Raw genomic sequence first — 20,319 nt, 5'->3', positions numbered from 1 at the left:
GGTGCGCCCAGCGCCTTGCCCAGTGCGTCCAGTTCAGCGGCCAGCAGCGGGCCGGCAGCGGCCACCTTGGCGAACTTGGCCACGCCGTGGGTCGAACCTTCGGCGCGGTGTGCGGTGCCGAAGGCATCCATCACGAACACGTCGCACAGGGCGGCGTATTGCTGGGCCAGGTCGTCGGCGTTCTTTTTCTCGCCTTTGTTGAAGCGCACGTTTTCGAACAGCACGATGTCGCCGGCCTTGACGTCAACGCCGCCCAGGTAATCGGCCACCAGCGGCACTTCGCGGCCCAAGGCCTTGCTCAGGTAGTCAGCAACTGGCTTGAGGCTGTTCTCGGCGGAGAACTCGCCTTCGGTCGGACGGCCCAGGTGCGAGCAGACCATCACGGCCGCACCTTTTTCCAGGGCCAGCTTGATGGTCGGCAGCGAAGCCAGGATACGCGCATCGCTGGTGACAACACCGTCCTTGACTGGGACGTTGAGGTCTTCGCGGATCAATACGCGCTTACCTTGCAGATCGAGGTCGGACATCTTCAACACGGTCATGGGTCGCACTTCCTACGGTTTTTTTGAAGTTGCTGTTTGCAGATAGTGTTCTGCAACGTCCAGCATTCGGTTGGCAAACCCCCACTCGTTGTCGAACCAGGCCAGGATGTTCACCAGCCTGGGGCCGGAAACACGGGTCTGACTGGCATCGACGATGGCCGAATGTGGGTCATGATTAAAATCACAGCTTGCGTGGGGAAGCTCGGTGTAAGCCAGCAGACCTTTGAGCGGGCCGCTGGAGGCGGCTTCGCGCAGGATCCGGTTGACCTCATTGGCATCGGTCGCCGTGGCGGTCTGCATCGTGATGTCGAGGCAGGACACGTTGACCGTCGGCACGCGTACGGCTTTGGCCTGAATTCGCCCGGCAAGTTCCGGCAGCAGGCGCTCGATACCACGCGCCAGACCGGTGGACACCGGAATCACCGACTGGAACGCCGAACGGGTGCGGCGCAGGTCTTCGTGGTGATAGGCGTCGATCACTGGCTGATCGTTCATCGCCGAGTGAATCGTGGTGATCGACACGTAATCGAGGCCGATCGCCTTGTCCAGCAGGCGCAACAGCGGCACGCCGCAGTTGGTGGTGCAGGAGGCGTTGGACACCAGCAGTTCGTCGCCGGTCAGGCAGTCCTGATTAACGCCGTAGACGATGGTGGCGTCGACATCCGCCTCGCTGGCCATCGGCTGCGAGAACAATACCCGTGGCGCACCGGCGTCGAGGAACCGCTGGCCGTCTTCACGGGTGTGATAAGCGCCGGAGCATTCGAGCACCAGATCGACGCCCAGCGACGCCCAATCAATGCCTTCGGGGGTGGCACTGCGCAGAACCTTCACGCAGTCGCCATTAATATGCAGACAGTCGCCGTCTACTCGCACTTCGCCGGGAAAGCGGCCGTGCGTGGAGTCGAAGCGTGTCAGGTATTCGATGCTGGCCATGTCCGCCAGATCGTTGATTGCGACAATTTCAAACCCGGCTTTTTCGCCTCGCTCAAACAACGCACGCAAGACGCAACGACCAATCCGGCCGTAGCCGTTGAGTGCAACTTTGTAGGGACGCGGTTGAGGCATGGGGTTCTCGATTACCGTGGTGAATCAGGCAGTGCGACGTTGCCCGAACCAAAGCTTTCGCGAGCAAGCTCGCTCCCACAGGGAAATGCATTCCAATGTGGGAGCGAGCTTGCTCGCGAAGGCGTCAGCCCAGACAACACAACTGTCGGACTTAGTCTTCCAGCAGCTCTTCAGCCTGACCCAGGATGTTTTCCAGGGTAAAACCGAACTCTTCGAACAATGCCGAAGCCGGCGCCGACTCACCGTAGGTGGTCATGCCGATCACGCGACCTTCCAGGCCCACGTACTTGAACCAGAAGTCGGCGTGTGCCGCTTCGATCGCGATACGTGCGCTGACCTGCAACGGCAGCACCGATTGCTTGTAGCCAGCGTCCTGAGCATCGAACACGCTGGTGCACGGCATGGACACCACACGCACCTTGCGGCCTTGCTCGGTCAGTTTGTCGAAGGCCTGAACGGCCAGACCGACTTCCGAACCCGTGGCGATCAGGATCAGCTCAGGCTCGCCTGCGCAGTCCTTCAGCACATAGCCACCGCGGCTGATGTCGGCAATCTGGCCGGCATCGCGTTCCTGGTGTTGCAGGTTCTGACGCGAGAAGATCAGCGCCGACGGGCCGTCCTTGCGCTCCAGAGCGTTTTTCCAGGCCACGGCCGATTCCACGGCATCGGCTGGACGCCAGGTGTCGAGGTTCGGCGTGGTGCGCAGGCTGGTCAGTTGCTCGATCGGCTGGTGCGTCGGGCCGTCTTCGCCCAGACCGATGGAGTCGTGGGTGTAGACATGGATTACGCGCTTCTTCATCAGCGCCGACATGCGCACCGCGTTGCGGGCGTATTCCATGAACATCAGGAAGGTCGCGCCGTAAGGCACCAGGCCGCCGTGCAGAGACACGCCGTTCATGATCGCGGTCATGCCGAACTCGCGCACGCCGTAGTACATGTAGTTGCCGCTGGCATCTTCAGCGCTGACGCCTTTGCAACCTTTCCACAGGGTCAGGTTGGAACCGGCCAGGTCAGCCGAACCGCCAAGCATTTCCGGCAGCAGCGGGCCGAACGCGTTCAGGGTGTTCTGGCTGGCTTTACGGCTGGCGATGGTTTCGCCCTTGGCCGCGACTTCAGCGATGTACGCCGAGGCTTTTTCAGCGAAGTCAGCCGGCAGCTCACCACTCAGACGACGGATCAGCTCGTTGGCTTCGGTCGGGAACGCAGCGGAGTAGGCCGCGAAACGCTGATCCCACTCGGCTTCGGCGGCGCGACCTTTTTCCTTGGCATCCCACTCGGCATAAATGTCGGCCGGGATTTCGAACGGGCCGTAGTTCCAGTTCAGCGCCTGACGGGTCAGGGCGATTTCCGCGTCACCCAGCGGGGCACCGTGGCAGTCTTCCTTGCCCTGCTTGTTCGGCGAACCGAAACCGATGGTGGTCTTGCAGCAGATCAGGGTCGGCAGCGGGCTCTTGCGCGCGGTTTCGATGGCGGTCTTGATCTCTTCCGGGTCGTGACCGTCAACATTGCGGATCACTTGCCAGTTGTAGGATTCAAAACGCTTCGGGGTGTCATCGGTGAACCAGCCTTCGACTTCGCCGTCGATGGAGATACCGTTGTCATCGTAGAAGGCGATCAGCTTGCCCAGACCCAGCGTACCGGCCAGGGAAGCGACTTCGTGGGAAATGCCTTCCATCATGCAGCCATCACCCAGGAACACGTAGGTGTGGTGGTCGACGATGTTGTGGCCAGGACGGTTGAACTGCGCGCCGAGGACTTTTTCTGCCAGGGCGAAACCGACAGCGTTGGCCAGACCCTGACCCAGCGGGCCGGTGGTGGTTTCAACGCCCGGGGTGTAGCCGAATTCCGGGTGACCCGGGGTGCGGCTGTGCAATTGACGGAACTGCTTGAGGTCGTCGATCGACAGGTCGTAACCGGTCAGGTGCAGCAGCGAGTAGATCAACATCGAGCCGTGGCCGTTGGACAGCACGAAGCGGTCACGGTCGGCGAACGATGGATTGCTCGGGTTGTGCTTGAGGTAGTCGCGCCAAAGCACTTCGGCGATATCTGCCATACCCATAGGGGCACCGGGATGGCCGCTGTTGGCTTTTTGCACGGCATCCATGCTGAGGGCACGAATGGCGTTGGCACGCTCACGACGGCTAGGCATCGCTGATCTCCTGGGTGTGAATAGATTGAAACGGAAAAAAGGAGGGCATTTTCCCTCACCGGAGCGCCTCGGGGCAATGACAGATAGTCATCCGGAGGCGTTTTTCCCATGGTTAACGGCGGTTTCCGCTGGTGAAACCTTTCCGCTGTTCGTTTGTAGAGTTAACCAGCCGGTGAGAAGTGCCATCTATCGAGCAATATCAAAACTTTTTGATATTGCTCTTGCGAGGATTTAGCCCCGTCACTAGACTGCTGCCCCATGAACTTACGCGCGCCTTCCATTCGACATGACGATTGCGACGAGCTGGCGGCCTTGTGCAAGGCCGGTGGCGACCCGCTGCGCCTGAATGTATTGCGCGCGCTGGCCAACGACTCGTTCGGGGTCCTGGAGCTGGCGCAGATTTTCGGCATCGGTCAGTCCGGCATGAGCCACCACCTCAAGGTGCTGGCCCAGGCCGATCTGGTGGCGACACGCCGCGAAGGCAACGCGATTTTCTATCGCCGCGCCCTGCCCCACCCCGAATTGCTCGGCGGCAAGCTGCACGCGGCATTGTTAGAAGAAGTCGACAATCTGGCACTGCCGGATGACGTGCAGGCGCGCATCGCTCAGGTACACGGACAACGTGAGGCCGCCAGCCAGGATTTTTTTGCACGTGTGGCGGAGAAGTTTCGCGCCCAGCAAGACCTGATCGCAGGCCTGCCGCAATACCGTGACAGCGTGCTGGCCCTGCTCGACAAACTGAACTTCAATGGTGCTGCCACGGCCATTGAAGTCGGCCCCGGCGACGGTGCTTTCCTGCCGGAACTGGCCCGCCGCTTCGGCACCGTCACCGCGCTGGACAACAGCCCGGCGATGCTCGAACTGGCGCGTCAGGTATGTGAACGTGAACAACTGGCTAACGTCAGCCTGCAATTGGCCGATGCATTGAATGGCATCAGCCTTCAGGCCGATTGCGTCGTATTGAATATGGTGTTGCACCATTTCGCCGCGCCGGCCGAAGCGCTCAAGCACATGGCCGGCCTGCTGCAACCGGGCGGTAGCCTGCTCGTGACAGAGTTATGTAGCCACAACCAGAGTTGGGCCAGGGAGGCCTGCGGTGATCTGTGGTTGGGGTTTGAACAGGACGATTTGGCCCGTTGGGCCACCGCTGCGGGGCTCGTTCCCGGGGACAGCCTCTATGTAGGCTTACGTAATGGTTTCCAGATCCAGGTTCGCCACTTTCTGCGACCGGCTGGCGACACTCACCATCGGTAAATTCAGGAAAACATCGAGATGAGCGAATACTCCCTCTTCACCTCCGAGTCCGTGTCTGAAGGACATCCGGACAAAATCGCCGACCAGATTTCCGATGCGGTGCTGGACGCCATTATTGCCCAGGACAAACACGCACGCGTGGCTGTGGAAACGCTGGTCAAGACCGGCGTTGCCATCGTTGCCGGTGAAGTGACCACCAGCGCCTGGGTCGACCTGGAGCAGATCGTTCGCGACGTGATCTGCGACATCGGCTACACCAGCTCCGACGTCGGCTTCGACGGCGCGACCTGCGGCGTGATGAACATCATCGGCAAGCAGTCCCCTGACATCAACCAGGGTGTTGACCGTGCCAAGCCTGAAGATCAGGGCGCCGGCGACCAGGGCCTGATGTTCGGCTACGCCAGCAACGAAACCGAAGTACTGATGCCTGCGCCGATCACCTTCTCGCACCAGTTGGTGCAGCGCCAGGCCGAAGCCCGTAAATCGGGTCTGCTGCCTTGGCTGCGTCCGGACGCCAAGTCGCAAGTGACTTGCCGTTACGAAGGCGGCAAGGTGGTGGGTATCGACGCTGTTGTACTGTCGACCCAGCACAACCCGGAAGTCTCGTACAAAGACCTGCGCGAAGGCGTGATGGAGCTGATCGTCAAGCACGTGTTGCCTGCCGAACTGCTGAGCAAGGACACCCAGTTCCACATCAACCCGACCGGCCAGTTCATCATTGGCGGCCCGGTAGGTGACTGCGGTCTGACCGGTCGCAAGATCATCGTCGACAGCTACGGCGGCATGGCCCGTCACGGCGGCGGCGCGTTCTCCGGTAAAGATCCATCGAAGGTTGACCGTTCGGCGGCCTACGCTGGCCGTTACGTGGCCAAGAACATCGTCGCTGCCGGCCTGGCCGAGCGTTGCGAGATTCAGGTTTCCTACGCGATCGGCGTCGCCCAGCCGACGTCGATCTCGCTGAACACCTTCGGCACCGGCAAGATCAGCGATGACAAGATCATCAAACTGGTGCGTGAAGTGTTCGACCTGCGTCCATACGCAATCACCACCATGCTCGACCTGCTGCACCCGATGTACCAGGAAACTGCAGCCTACGGCCACTTCGGTCGTGCATCGCAGACCAAGACAGTTGGCGAAGACACCTTCACCACCTTCACCTGGGAAAAAACCGACCGCGCCGACGCCTTGCGTTCCGCTGCTGGTCTGTAAGACGCCCTGGCGGTACAAAAAAGCCCCGCACGGTTCGCGCCGTGCGGGGCTTTTTCATGCGTGCGCAATACCCTGTGGGAGCGAGCCTGCTCGCTAGATGCCCGAACAGACAACATGACTTTCCAACCGAAACACCCGGCAAAAAACCCCGCCAACCCACTTCAAAATCCTCGCCTAGCCTTTAAGCATTCCCCCTGAGCAAGGACGCTCACCATGCTTGCGACGCTGCGCCTGTTTTCAGTTGTTCTGCTGAGTTTCATCCACCTGATCGCTTACGCCGCCTGCCCCGAATGGCCTGCCGCCACCGCGCAAAACGAAATCACCGCCCTGCAAAAACAGATCGACCAATGGGACGAAGCCTATCATCGCGGAGGCCGTTCGCTGCTTGCCGACGACCTCTATGATCAAGCCCGCTTGCGGCTCAACGAATGGCGACAGTGTTTCCAGCGGCCAGCGGCGCCGCAACCTTTGCGCAGTGCAACGGGGCCCATCGCGCATCCGGTTGCACACACAGGCCTGGATAAACTTCATGAGGCGGCGGCGGTTCAAGCCTGGCTGCAGGACCGCCGGGATGTCTGGGTACAACCCAAGGTCGATGGCGTCGCAGTGACACTGATCTACCGTCGCGGCCTGTTGCAGCAGGCGATCAGTCGCGGTGACGGTAGCAGCGGCCAGGACTGGACGGCGTCAGCGCAAAAGATCCACGCCATTCCTCAACAACTGACGCAGCCCCTCGATCTGCTGGTCCAGGGCGAACTCTACTGGCGTCTGACTCGACATGTGCAGGCCCGCGCCGGCAGCGTCAACGCCCGCGCCACGGTTGCCGGACTGATGAGCCGGAAAACCCTGAGCGCCGAGCAGGCGGCCGGGATCGGTCTGTTCGTCTGGGATTGGCCACAGGGACCGGCGAGTCTGCCCGAAAGAATAGCGACGCTGGCGACACTGGGTTTCGCCACGACAGCGCCATTCAGTCAGGCCATCGCCAACCTTGAAGACGCACAAAAGTGGCGTGAGCACTGGTATCGATCACCACTGCCATTCGCCAGCGACGGCATTGTGCTGCGTCAAAGCCAGCGCCCACCGGCCGAGCGTTGGCAGGCGAGCGCGCCCTACTGGGCGGTGGCCTGGAAATACCCGTTTGCCCAGGCGCTGGCCGAGGTGCGCAAAGTGAATTTCAAAATCGGTCGCACCGGCCGCATCACACCCGTGCTGGAGCTGACGCCGATCATGCTCGATGACCGGGAGATAAAACGCGTGAGCGCCAGTTCGCTCAAGCGCTGGCAGACGCTGGATATCCGTCCCGGTGACCAAGTGGCAATCAGCCTGGCCGGGCTGACGATTCCACGGCTCGACAGCGTAGTACTGCGCACGACCGAGCGGGCCGACATTGACGTCCCCGACGCCCGTGATTTCCACGCCTTGAGTTGCTGGCAACCGACACCCGGTTGCGAAAGCCAGTTTCTCGCTCGCCTGACCTGGCTCAGTGGCAAGCAAGGTCTGGCGATGCAACATGTCGGCCGTGGCACTTGGGAGAAACTTCTCGAAACAGGCCACCTGAACAACCTGCTGGATTGGTTGACTCTCGACGCACCAGAGCTTGCTAACATTGCCGGCTTCGGCAAGCGCAGCAGCGAACGCCTGATTCACAGTTTTCACAGTGCCCGCCAACGGCCCTTCGGCCAGTGGCTGAAAGCGCTGGGGTTACCGCCGACCGGCCAGGCACAACTGCCTGACTCATGGCAGGCGCTGGCCCGACGCGACACCGAACAATGGCAGGCTGAAGCCGGTATCGGCCCGGGACGCGCAGCGCAATTGAGCGCATTCTTTCGCGACCCGCAGGTACTGGCCTTGAGCGAAACCCTACAGGCCGCCGGCATCGACGGTTTCTGACTACGCGATCCCGGCACGCCGGGAACCCAACGGCCCCGAGGCGCTCCAACAGCGCAGTGCCCAACCGACCGATTGCCTTTGCACATGGAGCTTTTATGAAATTTCTCGCACCGCTCGCCATGCTGACCCTTTGCGGCATCATGGCCGCCCCCGTGATGGCCGACGAAGACGCCCCGGGCCTGACCGGTTGCGCTGCCAAGAAGCAGGGCATCATGAACCAGATCGAACAGGCCAAATCCCGCGGCAATGCCGATCAACAGGCCGGCCTGGAAACAGCCCTGCGCGAAGTGACTGAACACTGCACCGACGCTGGCTTGAAGAAAGAACGCGAAAACAAGGTACTCGAAGCCAAACACGAAGTGAGCCAGCGTCAGGCTGACCTCGACAAAGCCATGAAGAAAGGCGATCCGGAGAAGATCAACAAGCGCAAGGACAAGCTCGCCGAGTCGCGCAAGGAACTGCAGGATGCGCTGGACCAAATCGACAAGTAACCGATGCCCCTGTGGCGAGGGAGCAAGCGCCCTCGCCACAGGGGCTCAATTGTCTCAGCCACCTCATGCAATCAATGATCGCGAAATTCCTTATGGCAAGCGCTGCAGGCATCTTCAACTTTCTGCACCGCAGGCCCGAGGTTGCTGGCCTTGTACGGCTGAACCTGGCTGGCGATCACCAATTCACCGGTGGCCGCCTCAAGGTTGCGAGCCAGTTCCTGAAAGCGGGCCTGACGCGACCAGACTTCGTCCTTGGCGCTGGTGTGATCGGCTTCGCGCACCTGCGGGAAATGCTTCCACGGCTCATGGGACAGCGCATCGAGTTTCACCGCACCGTCGGCGAACTTCGGCCCGTCGAACGCAATGCGCCCACGCAACATGCCACCGAGCTCTTCGCCGGTCTTGAGCATCTGCTTGAAGATCGCCTTGCGCTGGCCCAACGGGGAATTCGGATCGACACCGCCACAGGCGGACAGGGTCAGGCAGGCCAGCAATACAACAGCAATTCGTTTAAGAGTCATGGCGGCTTCAGGTCACGGAATTCGGCGGCCAGTATCCTCGCCTCCCCGACAAACACCAATAGCCCTATTAAAAATACGGGTTGTTCGAGCGCATGGAGCACTCGGGCGACCGGCACAGGAATCACTCCATGAACAGCCGTTTCAAGGCCTGGCGTCACCCACTGATCGCAACCCTGCCGCTGCTGGCAATCCTTGCCGGCTGTACGGGCGGCGACAATGCCAAACCGAAAACCCACGCCTTGGCCACCTATTCCAGCGCCACCTGGGAATCCCTGCCGGCGGTGTCCGACAGCGATCTGGTCGCCGGTTTCGGCTCATGGCGCAGCGCTTGCACCCGACTCAAAGCTGATCCGGTCTGGGGTGGCACGTGCGCCGCGGCAACCAACGTGCCGCAGAGCGCCAACGAGATTCGCGCGTTCCTCAAGCAGAACCTCGATGTGTTCGGTCTGCGCGCCGAGCATGACAACCCCAACGGCCTGATCACCGGTTACTACGAACCGGTCTACCCTGGCAGCCTGACGCCCACCGACGTGGCCAACGTGCCGGTGTATGGCGTGCCGGAAGACATGATCATCGTCTCGCTGGAGAGCATTTATCCGGAACTCAAGGGCAAACGCCTGCGTGGCCGTCTCGAAGGTCGAGTGCTCAAGCCTTACGACGACGCGGCGACCATCGAATCCAAAGGCGTCAAAGCGCCGGTGGTGGCCTACCTGACCGATCCGATGAACCTGCAGTTTTTGCAGATCCAGGGTTCAGGGCGGATTCAGACACCGGATGGCAAGCAACTGCGCATCGCCTACGCCGACCAGAACGGCCACCCGTACCGGCCCATCGGCCGCTGGCTGGTGGAGCAGGGCGAGTTGAAGAAAGAAGACGTGACCATGGGCGCGATCAGCAACTGGGCCAAGGCCAACCCGTCGCGCATTCCGGAACTGCTGGGCAGCAACCCGAGCTACGTGTTCTTCACCCGCAACCCGGACAGCAACGAAGGCCCGCGTGGCTCGCTGAATGTGCCGCTGACCGCCGGTTACAGCGCCGCCGTGGATCGCAAGGTGATTCCGCTGGGTAGCCTGTTGTGGCTGTCGACCACGAAACCGGATGGCACCGCACTGGTTCGCCCGGTTGCGGCGCAGGACACTGGCGGCGCGATCGCCGGCGAGGTGCGTGCGGATCTGTTCTGGGGCACGGGCGATGCAGCCGGGCAACTGGCCGGGGACATGAAACAGCAGGGGCAGATCTGGATGCTCTGGCCCAAGGGAGCGGCGCTGCCGCAAGTGCCGCAGGTGGCGGATGCCCCCAAGGACAAATCCTGAGATGTTTGTTGCCTGATCAATCGCCATCGCGGGCAAGCCCGCTCCCACAGTAATTGATGGTGACCACATATTTTGTGTACACCAAAAAACCTTGTGGGAGCGGGCTTGCCCGCGATGAGGCCAGCAGCAACAACAATAATCAAACAGACACAAAGAAGAACGCGGCAATCAACCCCATCCCGACAAACCACACCAGCGACCGCAGAATTGCCCAGTCCGCCAGGTAGCAGATGATGTACAGCAGGCGACTGGTGATAAACATCACCGCCAGCACATTCACCGTCACCAACTGCGCCGTGCCCACCAGATGCGCGACGATCACCGCGGCGGCAAACGCCGGCATCACTTCAAAACTGTTGAGTTGTGCTGCATGCGCCCGTCGTGCCACGCCGCCCACGCTTTCGAGAAAATCCCGAGGATCATGGTTGTCACTCAGCCGGAAACCGCCCGCGGCCTTGGCCACAATCGTGCACACATAGGGCAGAAAAATCGCGATCAACACACACCACAGAGCCACCGTCATAACGCCGTCCTTTTTTCGAGTTATAGAATTCGCGAGCGGTCAGAACTTCATGACCAGCATGCCGATCAGCACCAGCCCACAGGCTAAGAGCCGTGGCCGGCCGAAAGGTTCTTTCAAGTAGCGCATGCCGAACAGCACCACCAGAATCACGCTGATCTCGCGCAATGCCGCCGCTTCTGCAATCGAGCCCAACTGCATCGCCCACAGCACCAGAGCGTAGCTGAACAACACGCAGAACCCGACGGCCAGCCCCAGCTTCCATTGCTCACGCCAGAACTGCATGAACGCCGGGCGCTTGGCGACCCACGCCAGCAGTGGAAATGGCCAGGCGCTGAGCAGCGTGACCCAGACCAGGTAATCGAGCGGGTGCGACCAGCGCCGCAACGCCTGGCCATCTATGTAGGTGTAGCACCCGATGCACAAGCCGATCAGCGCCACCACCGGCAGCATCGACCACGGCAAGTGTTTCCCGCCGCCGCCCTGCCAGAGCAGGCAAACCATGCCAAACGGAATCAACATGATCCCGAAGATCTGCTGCGTGGTGAGCACCTCACCGGCGAAGATCAGGGTCAGCGCCAACACCACCAATGGCGACAGTCCGCGCATCAGCGGATAGACCAAGCCGAGATCGCCGACCCGGTAGGCCTGAATCAACAAATAGCGATAGAGCAGTTCAAACGCCGCCGACGCAAGAATCCACGGCCAGATTTCAACCGGCGGCAAGCTCACGAACGGCAACGCAATGGCGACGACCAGCAGCGCCACGGTGTCCATGCACGCCACCACCAGCAGCCGCTCGGCGCTGAATTTGATCAGGGTATTCCACGCCGCATGCAACAGCGCCGCCACCAACACCAGAGCTGTCGCCAGCACGTCCCACCCCTTATTGTTGTTATCCAGCCAATTAGTCAGATTATTGATTCGCGATGTGTCAGCAGCTGTTTATACTGCAAGCGACCACGCCGCACTCAGTTGCGCACAGAAAAATACCAATAATTCCCGCCGGCACCGCACTCCTTCGAGATCGGTCGTCGGCCTGCGTATGCCTGATCAAAGCGTCAAGACTACTGACAGAGACCTTGCGCATGCCACTCGCCTTGCTTGCACTCGCTGTTGCCGCATTCGGCATCGGCACGACTGAATTCGTGATCATGGGTCTGTTGCCCGATGTCGCCCGCGACCTTGCCGTAAGCATCCCTCACGCCGGACTGTTGATTACCGGGTACGCCCTGGGTGTGGTGTTCGGCGCACCGATCCTCGCCATCGGCACCGCCAACATGCCGCGCAAGGCGACGTTGCTGGGCATGACGCTGATGTTCATCCTCGGCAACGTGCTCTGCGCACTCGCGCCGAACTACGCGACGCTGATGGCGGCGCGGGTGGTCACCGCGTTGTGTCACGGTGCGTTTTTCGGCATTGGCTCGGTGGTGGCCGCCGGACTGGTCGCACCGAACAAACGCGCGCAGGCCATTGCGATGATGTTCACCGGTCTGACCCTGGCCAATGTGCTCGGCGTGCCCTTGGGCACCGCGCTCGGCCAATACGCCGGTTGGCGCTCGACCTTCTGGGCGGTGTCGGTGATCGGCGTGATCGCCGCTCTCGCGCAATGGCTGTGGCTGCCGAAACACATCGCGATGGACAAGGCCAACCTCGCCAGCGAGTTCAAGGTGCTGGGCAAGGTCAACGTGTTGCTGGCACTGGGTATGAGCGTGCTGGCATCGACCAGCCTGTTCAGTGTGTTCACGTACATTGCACCGATCCTGCAGGACATCACCGGCGTCAGCCCCCACGGCGTGACGGTGATGCTGCTGTTGTTCGGCGTCGGCCTGACAGGTGGCAGCATGCTCGGTGGCCGCCTGGCCGACAGCCGTCTGTTGCCGTCGCTGGTGGGGGTGGCGCTGGCGGTGGTGGTGATTCTGGCGGCGTTCAGCCAGACCAGCCGTTCGGTGATTCCGGCGGCGATCACGCTGGTGCTGTGGGGCATTTTCGCCTTTGCGCTGTGCCCGATCCTGCAACTGATGATCATCGACCAGGCCCATGAGGCGCCGAACCTCGGCTCGACCTTGAACCAGAGCGCGTTCAATCTTGGTAACGCGACGGGCGCGTGGATCGGCGGGTTGGTGGTTGCCAGTGGCGCAGATCTGGCGGACTTGCCGTGGACCGGTGCGCTGGTCGGCGTGCTGACGGTGCTGACGGCGCTGTTTTTCATCTTTCTGCAACGTCGTGGCGCGGCTGCGGTCAATGTGTCCGGCTAGCCCTCACCCTAACCCTCTCCCAGAGGGAGAGGGGACTGAACGGGGATGCTTCAGAAGTAAGCCGACCTGAACGCGCATTGCCGAATCTACAATCGACCCGGTTATTCAGGTCGATACATCCCGCAAGACAATAAGGTCGGCTCCCTTTCCCTCCGGGAGAGGGGACTGAACGGGGATGCTTCAGAAGTAAGCCGACCTGAACGCGCATTGCCGAATCTACAATCGACCCGGTTATTCCGCTCGATACATCCCGCAAGACAATAAGGTCGGCTACCTCTCCCTCCGGGAGAGGGGACTGAACGGGGAGGCTTCAGAAGTAAGCCGACCTGAACGCGCATTGCCGAATCTACAATCGACCCGGTTATTCCGCTCGATACATCCCGCAGGACAATAAGGTCGGCTCCCTCTCCCTCCGGGAGAGGGGACTGAATGGGGGATGCTTCAGAAGTACGCCGACCTGAACGCGCATTGCCAAATCTACAATCGACCCGGTTATTCCGCTCGATACATCCCGCAAGACAATAAGGTCGGCTACCTCTCCCTCCGGGAGAGGGGACGGAACGGGGATGTTTCAGAAGTACGCCGACCTGAACGCGCATTGCCGAATCCATAATCGACCCGGTTATTCAGGTCGATACATCCCGCAAGACAATAAGGTCGGCTCCCTCTCCCTCCGGGAGAGGGCTGGGGTGAGGGAAGCTTGTGTCCTCAGTCGCTTTCAGCCCATCAAACTCCAGCGCCCAAGCACCGGGCGCGTTCCACTCACCCTTCATCCAAAGGACCCCGGATGCTTGAACTTGTCGCCGCTTTTATCTGCCTCACCACCCTGCTCACCTTCGTCAATTACCGCTTCATCGGCCTGCCCCCCACCATCGGTGTGATGGTCACCGCGCTGATGTTCTCCCTGCTGCTGCAAGGCCTGAGCGTGCTCGGCTACCCCGGTCTTGAAGAGCGCGTGCAGCAACTGATCGGCCAGATCGACTTCGGCGATCTGCTGATGAACTGGATGCTCTCGTTCCTGCTGTTCGCCGGCGCCCTGCACGTCAACCTGAATGACCTGCGCAGCTACCGCTGGCCCATCGGCCTGCTGGCGACCTTCGGTGTGTTGATCGCCACCGGCGTGATCGGCAGCCTCGCCTATTACATTTTTGCCCTGTTCGGCTGGCACGTGAGCTTCCTGTACTGCCTGCTGTTCGGCGCGCTGATTTCGCCGACCGACCCAATCGCGGTGCTCGGCGTACTGCGTACGGCCAATGCCTCCAAGCCGCTGAAAACCACGATCGTCGGTGAATCGCTGTTCAACGACGGTACGGCGGTGGTGGTGTTTACCGTGTTGCTGGGCATCGCCCAACTGGGCGAGACGCCGACCATCAGCGCCACCGCGATGCTGTTCGTTCACGAAGCCATTGGCGGCGTGCTGTTCGGCGGGCTGATCGGTTATGGGGTGTACCGGATGATCAAGAGCGTCCAGCAGCATCAGATCACAGTGATGCTGACCCTCGCGCTGGTGATCGGCGGTTCGGCGATGGCTACCGAACTGCACGTCTCGGCGCCGATTGCGATGGTGGTGGCCGGTCTGATCATCGGTAACCTGGGACGCAACCTGGCGATGAACGACATGACCCGCAAGTACCTCGACGGCTTCTGGGAGCTGCTCGATGACATGCTCAACGCCCTGCTGTTCGCCCTGATCGGCATGGAACTGTTGCTGCTGCCATTCAATTGGGCACACATAGCGGCGGCGAGTTTGCTGGCGCTGGCGATTCTGCTGTCGCGCCTGCTCACCGTGGCCCCGGCGATCGTCCTGCTGCGCCGCTGGCGCACGGTGCCGCGCGGCACCATCCGCATCCTGACCTGGGGCGGTTTGCGCGGCGGCGTTTCGGTGGCGCTGGCGCTGGCCCTGCCGCTGGGCCCGGAGCGCGATCTGCTGCTGAGCATCACCTACATCGTGGTGCTATCGTCGATCCTGTTGCAGGGGCTGACCATCGGCAAACTGGTCAAGCACGCCACCCGTGACGAGCCGGCCACAGCGGCCGAGCCCGCCCACCATTGATCATTTCCTGATCCGCTGCGGGTCAGGCTTTTCGGCCTGATCCGCAGACTGTTGCGCTTTGTGCGTTTCCTTGGGAGTACCGGTCTCGCTGCGGATCTGCGCATGGCTGATCAGCGCGAAGATGAAACTGCCACCAATGATGTTCCCCGCCAACGTCGGCCCGGCGAACACCATCCAGAAATCACTCCATGGCAATTCACCGGCAAATACCAGATACGAGACTTCCGCCGAGCCGACCACGATGTGGGTGAAGTCGCCCAGCGCCATCAGGTAGGTAATGAGGATGATGATCCACATCTTGGCGCTCTCCATGGACGGGATCATCCAGACCATCGTGGCGATCATCCAGCCGGAGACAATGCCCTTGGCGAACATCTGGCTGGCGTGGTTTTCCATGACCTTGCGGCCGATTTCGAGAAAGGCGTGATCGGTTTTGCCATCGAAGATCGGCAGCTCGAGCATCACGTACGCCACCAGAATCGTGCCGCACAAATTGCCGAACAGCACCACAGCCCACAAGCGGATCAACCGGCCGAAATTCGCCAAGGTCGGTTTGGACATCACCGGCAGGACGGCAGTCAGGGTATTTTCAGTGAACAGTTGCTGGCGGGCGAGAATCACCGCGAGGAAACCCGCGCAGTAGCCGAAACTGGCGATGACCTTGAATTCCTCGCCCTCGGGCAGGCGCGAATTGAGCAGGCCCATGCCCATCAGCGACAGGCCCATGGTCAACCCGGCGGCGAGCGCCGACCACCACAGCGCGGCAATGCTGCGCTCCAGTTCCTGGTCGCCCTGAGTGCGGATGATTTCATGCAGAACCGCCGCGCGGGGCGGCTGGCTTTTCTCGACTTCATGTTTTTCATCGGTCGAGAGGTCGGGGGTCTTGCCGTCTGTCGGGGTGCTCATGGCGTGGTAACCAGTGGGGGGGCTTTTAGCTACGACCCCCGCCGTTCACAGCTGTTCAGTAGTCAGATAAATCTTCGGTGACGCTGAAACCACTATCGCGAGCAGACTCACGCCTACAGGTACGACTCAGTCACTGACAAAGGAGTGAACCTGTTCGCGATGAAGCCAACTAGAGGTTACTTAGTGACCAATTCATCTTCCTTGAACTGGTCTTTGACGTACTTGATCTCGGTCCGCCCGTGCGGTGCCGGCAAGCCGTCTTCGCCCAGATTCACGAAAACCATCTTCTCGACCGTGAGAATGCTCTTGCGGGTGATCTTGTTACGCACTTCGCAGGTCAGGGTGATTGAGGTCCGACCGAACTCGGTGGCAGTGATGCCCAGTTCGATGATGTCGCCCTGGCGCGAGGCGCTGACGAAGTTGATTTCGGAAATGTACTTGGTCACCACGCGCTGATTGCCCAACTGGACGATGGCGTAGATCGCCGCTTCCTCGTCGATCCAGCGCAGCAGGCTGCCGCCGAACAGAGTGCCGTTGGGGTTCAGGTCTTCGGGTTTTACCCATTTGCGGGTGTGGAAATTCATGGGGGGCTCCGGATTTGAGGCGTTGGGGCAACAGGGTTTTGCCCCCCAGCTTCAAGTTTTAAGCTACAAGCTGCAAGTAAAAGCAGATTCGCTGTTACTTGCCGCTTGTAGCTTGCCGCTTGCCACTAGCCGGACAAAGAAAGCTATAATCGCCGCCGATTCAGAACGGCTACTGCCGTTTTCCCGCCACCTGTCCGAGGGGCGCTGCAGCAGGTTCAACCTGTCAGGCTCGGATGGGGCGTTGACTGGCCACGGCCGGACACTAAACGCACAACGGCGCCCATTCGCATACATTACGAATGGAGGCTCTTCATGAGCGCTGTTATCACGCCTGCAGATTTTAACGATTACAAAGTTGCCGACATGTCCCTGGCTGCCTGGGGCCGTCGCGAAACCATCATCGCCGAGTCGGAAATGCCGGCCCTGATGGGTCTGCGCCGCAAGTACGCGTCCGAGCAGCCGCTCAAGGGCGCAAAAATCCTCGGCTGCATCCACATGACCATTCAGACTGCCGTGCTGATCGAAACCCTGGTTGCCCTGGGTGCCGAAGTACGCTGGTCGTCCTGCAACATCTTCTCGACTCAGGATCAGGCTGCTGCGTCCATCGCCGCTGCCGGCATCCCGGTGTTCGCCTGGAAAGGCGAAACTGAAGAAGAGTACGAGTGGTGCCTGGAGCAAACCATCCTGAAAGATGGCCAGCCATGGGACGCCAACATGATCCTCGACGACGGCGGCGACCTGACTCAGCTGCTGCACGACAAGTACCCACAGGTGCTGGACCGCGTTCACGGCGTGACCGAAGAAACCACCACCGGCGTTCACCGCCTGCTGGACATGCTGGCCAAGGGCGAGCTGAAGATCCCGGCCATCAACGTCAACGACTCGGTGACCAAGTCCAAGAACGACAACAAGTACGGCTGCCGTCACAGCCTGAACGATGCGATCAAGCGCGGCACCGACCACCTGCTGTCCGGCAAGCAAGCGCTGGTCATCGGCTACGGTGACGTGGGCAAGGGCTCCGCGCAGTCCCTGCGTCAGGAAGGCATGATCGTCAAGGTTTCCGAAGTTGACCCGATCTGCGCCATGCAAGCGTGCATGGACGGTTTCGAGCTGGTTTCGCCGTTCATCGACGGCATCAACGACGGCACCGAAGCGAGCATCGACAAAGCGCTGCTGGGCAAGATCGACCTGATCGTGACCACCACCGGTAACGTCAACGTTTGCGACGCCAACATGCTCAAAGCCCTGAAGAAGCGCGCTGTTGTCTGCAACATCGGTCACTTCGACAACGAAATCGACACCGCTTTCATGCGCAAGAACTGGGCATGGGAAGAAGTGAAGCCACAGGTACACAAGATCCACCGTACCGGCCCGGGCGCTTTCGACGCACAGAACGACGACTACCTGATCCTGCTGGCCGAAGGCCGTCTGGTGAACCTGGGCAACGCCACCGGTCACCCAAGCCGCATCATGGACGGTTCGTTCGCCAACCAGGTACTGGCCCAGATCTTCCTGTTCGGCCAGAAGTACGCCGACCTGTCGCCTGCCCAGAAAGCCGAGCGCCTGACCGTTGAAGTACTGCCGAAGAAACTCGACGAAGAAGTGGCCCTGGAAATGGTTCGCGGTTTCGGCGGCGTGGTCACTCAACTGACCAAGCAACAGGCTGACTACATCGGCGTGACCGTCGAAGGCCCGTTCAAGCCGCACGCCTATCGCTATTAAGAGCAGCTGCGAGCTTCAAGCTGCAAGCTGCAAGTAAAAGCGGTTGGTTTACTTGAGGCTTGTAGCTGTCGCTGGCTTCTTCATCGTTATTACGCAGCCGCTGGCTGCAAGCTTCAGGCACAGGATCCCGGCGCTCCGCCCTCTTGCAGCTTGAAGCTTGCAGCTCGTAGCTGGAGGTCCCCTCCATGTCCCAAGACCGTCGCTACAGCTTCGAGTTCTTCCCGACCAAAACCGATGCCGGGCAAGAAAAACTGCTCGCCACTGCTCGTCAGCTGGCCACGTACAACCCTGACTTCTTTTCCTGCACCTATGGCGCTGGCGGTTCGACCCGTGATCGCACCCTCAACACCGTTCTGCAACTGGAAAACGAAGTCAAAGTACCGGCCGCACCGCACCTGTCGTGCGTCGGCGACAGCAAGGACGACCTGCGCGGCCTGCTGAACGAGTACAAGGCAGCCGGCATCAAGCGCATTGTCGCCCTGCGCGGCGACCTGCCATCTGGCATGGGCATGACCAGCGGTGAGCTGCGTCACGCCAATGAGCTGGTTGAATTCATTCGTGAAGAAACCGGTGATCATTTCCACATCGAAGTCGCCGCTTACCCGGAGATGCATCCGCAAGCGCGCAACTACGAAGACGATCTCGCCAACTTCGTGCGCAAGGCTCGCGCCGGCGCCGACAGCGCAATCACCCAGTACTTCTTCAACGCCGACAGCTACTTCTACTTCGTCGACCGTTTGCAGGCGCTGGGCGTGGATATTCCGGTGGTGCCGGGGATCATGCCGATCACCAACTACAGCAAGCTGGCGCGTTTCTCCGATGCCTGCGGTGCGGAAATCCCGCGCTGGATCCGCAAGCAACTGGAAGCCTACGGCGATGACGCACAAAGCATTCAACGCTTTGGCGAACAGGTCGTCAGCGAGATGTGCGAACGCCTGCTGCAGGGCGGCGCACCGGGTCTGCACTTCTATTCCATGAACCAGGCGGAACCAAGCCTGGCGATCTGGAACAACCTGAAACTGCCGCGGTGAAGCAGCTGCAAGCTTCAAGCTGAAAGCGACAAGCAAGATCAAGAGATCGCAGCCTTCGGCAGCTCCTACAGGGGTGTCGCAGCTGCGATCTTTTGCTTTTAAAGCCCCGAAACAGAGCTTCTGCTGCCACTTTCTGGCTCTTTCGCGTTTCTCGTCGTAATCTCAAGCCATGCCTTTGATCGCGCAATTATTCGCCGTGCTGGTTTTTGCTTGCCTGAGCCTTGCCGCTCGGGGCGAGAAGCTGCGTATCGTCACCGAGCCGTGGGCGCCTTATGTCTACGAAGACGGCGGCAAGAAACTCGGGCTGGACTACGAAACCACCGCCATCGTGTTCAAGCGCCTGGGCATCGAGGTCGAGTGGCAGTTCCTGCCGTGGAAGCGCTGCCTGTCGATGCTGGAAACCGGTCAGGCCGACGGTGCACTCGACATTTTTCACAGTGTCGAACGCGAAGCCACCCTGCTCTATCCGAGCGAACCACTGTCCGACGTCGAATTCGTGATGTTCTACGCCAACGACCGGCCGCACCCGTTCAGCAGACTCGAAGAACTCAAAGGCCTGACCGTCGGCACCTCGCCCGGCTATCTGTACAGCCCGGATTTCAGTGAATCAACGCTATTTACCCGCGAGCCGGCACCGACCCATGAAGCCAACTTCGGCAAACTGGTGCGCGGGCGCATCGACCTGTTGATCACCGATCGCCGCGTCGGCCAGCATTTGCTCGATGCATTGAATATTCGCGATCAGATCACTGAAAACCCCACCGTCATTAGCCGCCAGAGCCAATTTCTCGCGGTTCGGCGCAATGCTGGC

At 60.7% G+C, this 20,319-nt stretch carries 18 protein-coding genes and 1 riboswitch; of the genes, 10 read left to right on the top strand and 8 right to left on the bottom strand.

Annotated features, from left to right (window positions below; genetic code table 11):
- The 3 genes from pgk to tkt all read right to left on the bottom strand — a co-directional run.
- On the bottom strand, nucleotides 1–542 hold a 542-nt coding region (pgk, locus tag DBR24_RS25630), incomplete at its 3' end, for a phosphoglycerate kinase (protein ID WP_128616118.1).
- A 12-nt stretch (nucleotides 543–554) separates the two neighbouring features.
- On the bottom strand, nucleotides 555–1,607 hold the full coding sequence (epd, locus tag DBR24_RS25625) for an erythrose-4-phosphate dehydrogenase (protein ID WP_123469467.1): 1,053 nt from the start codon (nucleotides 1,605–1,607) through the stop codon (nucleotides 555–557).
- 151 nt (nucleotides 1,608–1,758) lie between these two features.
- Nucleotides 1,759–3,756, bottom strand: coding sequence for a transketolase (gene tkt / locus DBR24_RS25620; protein ID WP_123469471.1), 1,998 nt, complete (start codon nucleotides 3,754–3,756; stop codon nucleotides 1,759–1,761).
- 258 nt (nucleotides 3,757–4,014) lie between these two features.
- On the opposite strand from tkt, the gene DBR24_RS25615 reads away from it, so the two are divergent.
- From DBR24_RS25615 to DBR24_RS25600, 4 genes are all read left to right on the top strand, one after another.
- On the top strand, nucleotides 4,015–5,010 hold the full coding sequence (locus DBR24_RS25615; protein ID WP_123469473.1) for a metalloregulator ArsR/SmtB family transcription factor: 996 nt from the start codon (nucleotides 4,015–4,017) through the stop codon (nucleotides 5,008–5,010).
- A gap of 18 nt (nucleotides 5,011–5,028) precedes the next feature.
- Nucleotides 5,029–6,219, top strand: a complete 1,191-nt coding sequence (metK, locus tag DBR24_RS25610) for a methionine adenosyltransferase (RefSeq protein WP_128616117.1) — start codon at nucleotides 5,029–5,031, stop codon at nucleotides 6,217–6,219.
- 213 nt (nucleotides 6,220–6,432) lie between these two features.
- Nucleotides 6,433–8,109 (top strand): NAD-dependent DNA ligase LigB, encoded by a 1,677-nt coding sequence (gene ligB, locus DBR24_RS25605; protein WP_128616116.1) that lies wholly within the window; start codon nucleotides 6,433–6,435, stop codon nucleotides 8,107–8,109.
- A gap of 95 nt (nucleotides 8,110–8,204) precedes the next feature.
- The gene (locus DBR24_RS25600) at nucleotides 8,205–8,600 is read left to right on the top strand and encodes a DUF1090 domain-containing protein (RefSeq protein ID WP_123469479.1); all 396 of its coding nucleotides are present in this window, start codon (nucleotides 8,205–8,207) and stop codon (nucleotides 8,598–8,600) included.
- A gap of 71 nt (nucleotides 8,601–8,671) precedes the next feature.
- Here DBR24_RS25600 and DBR24_RS25595 read toward each other — a convergent pair whose 3' ends face one another.
- Nucleotides 8,672–9,121 (bottom strand): cytochrome c, encoded by a 450-nt coding sequence (locus DBR24_RS25595; RefSeq protein ID WP_128616115.1) that lies wholly within the window; start codon nucleotides 9,119–9,121, stop codon nucleotides 8,672–8,674.
- A 128-nt stretch (nucleotides 9,122–9,249) separates the two neighbouring features.
- Between DBR24_RS25595 and DBR24_RS25590 the strand changes: the two genes are divergently transcribed.
- Nucleotides 9,250–10,434 carry a murein transglycosylase A gene (locus DBR24_RS25590; RefSeq protein ID WP_128616114.1) on the top strand — a complete coding sequence of 395 codons (1,185 nt, stop codon included), beginning with the start codon at nucleotides 9,250–9,252 and terminating at the stop codon, nucleotides 10,432–10,434.
- A gap of 139 nt (nucleotides 10,435–10,573) precedes the next feature.
- Here DBR24_RS25590 and DBR24_RS25585 read toward each other — a convergent pair whose 3' ends face one another.
- Together DBR24_RS25585 and DBR24_RS25580 are read right to left on the bottom strand one after the other, a co-directional pair.
- Complete coding sequence (locus DBR24_RS25585) at nucleotides 10,574–10,957, bottom strand: MAPEG family protein (RefSeq protein WP_123469486.1); 384 nt, start codon at nucleotides 10,955–10,957, stop codon at nucleotides 10,574–10,576.
- Between the two features lie 39 nt (nucleotides 10,958–10,996).
- Nucleotides 10,997–11,830: an EamA family transporter gene (locus DBR24_RS25580; RefSeq protein WP_123469488.1), complete on the bottom strand. Its 834-nt coding sequence runs from the start codon at nucleotides 11,828–11,830 to the stop codon at nucleotides 10,997–10,999.
- Nucleotides 11,831–12,042: 212 nt separating this feature from the next.
- On the opposite strand from DBR24_RS25580, the gene DBR24_RS25575 reads away from it, so the two are divergent.
- Both DBR24_RS25575 and DBR24_RS25570 read left to right on the top strand, forming a co-directional pair.
- Complete coding sequence (locus DBR24_RS25575; protein ID WP_128616113.1) at nucleotides 12,043–13,212, top strand: MFS transporter; 1,170 nt, start codon at nucleotides 12,043–12,045, stop codon at nucleotides 13,210–13,212.
- Between the two features lie 787 nt (nucleotides 13,213–13,999).
- A complete protein-coding gene (locus DBR24_RS25570; protein ID WP_123469492.1) occupies nucleotides 14,000–15,265 on the top strand; it encodes a sodium:proton antiporter in 1,266 nt (421 codons plus the stop codon).
- On the opposite strand, the gene DBR24_RS25565 is transcribed toward DBR24_RS25570, so the two are convergent.
- A complete protein-coding gene (locus tag DBR24_RS25565; RefSeq protein WP_128616112.1) occupies nucleotides 15,266–16,171 on the bottom strand; it encodes a formate/nitrite transporter family protein in 906 nt (301 codons plus the stop codon).
- A gap of 176 nt (nucleotides 16,172–16,347) precedes the next feature.
- A complete protein-coding gene (locus tag DBR24_RS25560; RefSeq protein ID WP_003229043.1) occupies nucleotides 16,348–16,755 on the bottom strand; it encodes an acyl-CoA thioesterase in 408 nt (135 codons plus the stop codon).
- Nucleotides 16,756–16,945: 190 nt separating this feature from the next.
- A riboswitch (S-adenosyl-L-homocysteine riboswitch) is annotated at nucleotides 16,946–17,044 on the top strand.
- 23 nt (nucleotides 17,045–17,067) lie between these two features.
- On the opposite strand from DBR24_RS25560, the gene ahcY reads away from it, so the two are divergent.
- The 3 genes from ahcY to DBR24_RS25545 all read left to right on the top strand — a co-directional run.
- Nucleotides 17,068–18,477: an adenosylhomocysteinase gene (gene ahcY / locus DBR24_RS25555; protein WP_007959684.1), complete on the top strand. Its 1,410-nt coding sequence runs from the start codon at nucleotides 17,068–17,070 to the stop codon at nucleotides 18,475–18,477.
- Between the two features lie 185 nt (nucleotides 18,478–18,662).
- Nucleotides 18,663–19,508: a methylenetetrahydrofolate reductase [NAD(P)H] gene (gene metF, locus DBR24_RS25550; RefSeq protein ID WP_123469496.1), complete on the top strand. Its 846-nt coding sequence runs from the start codon at nucleotides 18,663–18,665 to the stop codon at nucleotides 19,506–19,508.
- Nucleotides 19,509–19,677: 169 nt separating this feature from the next.
- A partial coding sequence (locus DBR24_RS25545) for an ABC transporter substrate-binding protein (RefSeq protein ID WP_256591826.1) occupies nucleotides 19,678–20,319 on the top strand: 642 nt, incomplete at its 3' end.

The organism is Pseudomonas sp. HMWF006, assembly GCF_003061205.1.
Taxonomy (GTDB): Bacteria; Pseudomonadota; Gammaproteobacteria; order Pseudomonadales; family Pseudomonadaceae; genus Aquipseudomonas; species Aquipseudomonas monsensis.
The sequence above is the reverse complement of the archived record's forward strand: the minus strand, read 5'-3'. Positions and strand labels throughout refer to the sequence as shown.